This is a genomic window from Stenotrophomonas sp. TWI1409 (assembly GCF_039673015.1).
Lineage (GTDB): Bacteria > Pseudomonadota > Gammaproteobacteria > Xanthomonadales > Xanthomonadaceae > Stenotrophomonas > Stenotrophomonas maltophilia_A.
On record NZ_JBDJKU010000143.1, the window covers coordinates 1 to 1,138 of the forward strand.

At 69.5% G+C, this 1,138-nt stretch carries 2 protein-coding genes; both read right to left on the minus strand.

The features are described 5' to 3' along the window. Positions 1–99: 99 nt before the first annotated feature. A complete protein-coding gene (gene nusB / locus ABE423_RS20700) occupies positions 100–579 on the minus strand; it encodes a transcription antitermination factor NusB (RefSeq protein WP_005408062.1) in 480 nt (159 codons plus the stop codon). Next, positions 576–1,043 (minus strand): 6,7-dimethyl-8-ribityllumazine synthase, encoded by a 468-nt coding sequence (gene ribH / locus ABE423_RS20705; protein WP_005408061.1) that lies wholly within the window; start codon positions 1,041–1,043, stop codon positions 576–578. The genes nusB and ribH overlap by 4 nt, the downstream gene beginning before the upstream one ends. Positions 1,044–1,138: the final 95 nt, after the last annotated feature.

The following is a 1,138-nucleotide window of genomic DNA, read 5'->3' on the forward strand; positions in this document are numbered from 1 at the left end:
GGCGGGGGGGGGGGGGGGGGGGGGTGGGGGGGGGGCGGTCCCCCCCCCTCTGACCCCCCGCCCGCGCCCCCCCGCGCGCCCGGCACTACCACAGGTGGGTCAGTGACCCGATTCGACCTTGCGCCATTCCACGGCGGCACGATCCAGCACGCCGTTGACGTAGGTATGACCATGTTCGGAACCGAAGCGCTTGGCCGATTCGATGGCCTCGTTGATCACCACGCGGTACGGCACGTCCAAGCGGTAGCGCAGCTCGTACGCCGCCAGGCGCAGCACCGCGCGTTCGATCGCGTCCACTTCTTCGATGCCACGGTCCAGGTACGGGCCGAGCGCTTCGTCGATGTCGCGGCGGTTGTCGAGCACGCCGTGCAGCAGCGCCTCGAAGTACGCCAGGTCGGCGATTTCGCGGGCCTGCTCGTGGGCGAACTGGGCGATCAGCGACTGGGCGTTGCCGCCGGAGATCTGCCAGGCGTAGATGGCCTGCACAGCACGACGGCGGGCGCGCGAGCGCAGCACCGGATCGACGCCATCACGGCGGACGGGTTTACCGGAGGGCTTGCCCTGGGTGTTCTTGTTCATGGCAGCTGCTCCAGAAGATTGACCATTTCCAATGCGGCGAGTGCGACTTCCTCGCCCTTGTTGCCGTGGCTGCCGCCTGCGCGGGCCTCGGCGTCTTCAACGCGTTCCACCGCCAGCACGCCGTTCAGCACCGGCACGCCGAAGTCCAGCTGCACGCGCATCAGGCCTTCGGCGCAGCGATCGGCCACGTGCTCGTAGTGGCGGGTATCGCCACGGATCACGCAGCCCAGGGTAAGGATGGCGGCGTGTTCGTGGGCGGCGGCCAGGCGCGCGGCCACCAGCGGCAGTTCCCAGGCACCCGGCACGCGGATCACGTCGATGTTGGCTTCGGTGATGCCGTTGCCAGCCAGGCTTTGGCGGGCGCCAGCGACCAGCGTGTCGGTGATGCGGGCATTCCAGCGGCTGGCCAGGATGGCGAAGCGCGCCGATTCGGGAGTGCGAAGATCGCCTTCGAAGTGGCTCATATGCGGCTTGGGGGACTCGATAAGGGGGTAATTCTAGCGTGGATGGGCCCCGGTCGTGGCCGATGGGGGCCCGGGGCGTGGCGCCCGACCGGCGG

What these genes read in the sequence shown, in the direction of transcription:
- nusB (WP_005408062.1), bottom strand. Translation starts at nt 579, where the DNA reads ATGAACAAGAACACCCAGGGCAAGCCCTCCGGTAAACCCGTCCGCCGT.
- ribH (WP_005408061.1), bottom strand. Translation starts at nt 1,043, where the DNA reads ATGAGCCACTTCGAAGGCGATCTTCGCACTCCCGAATCGGCGCGCTTC.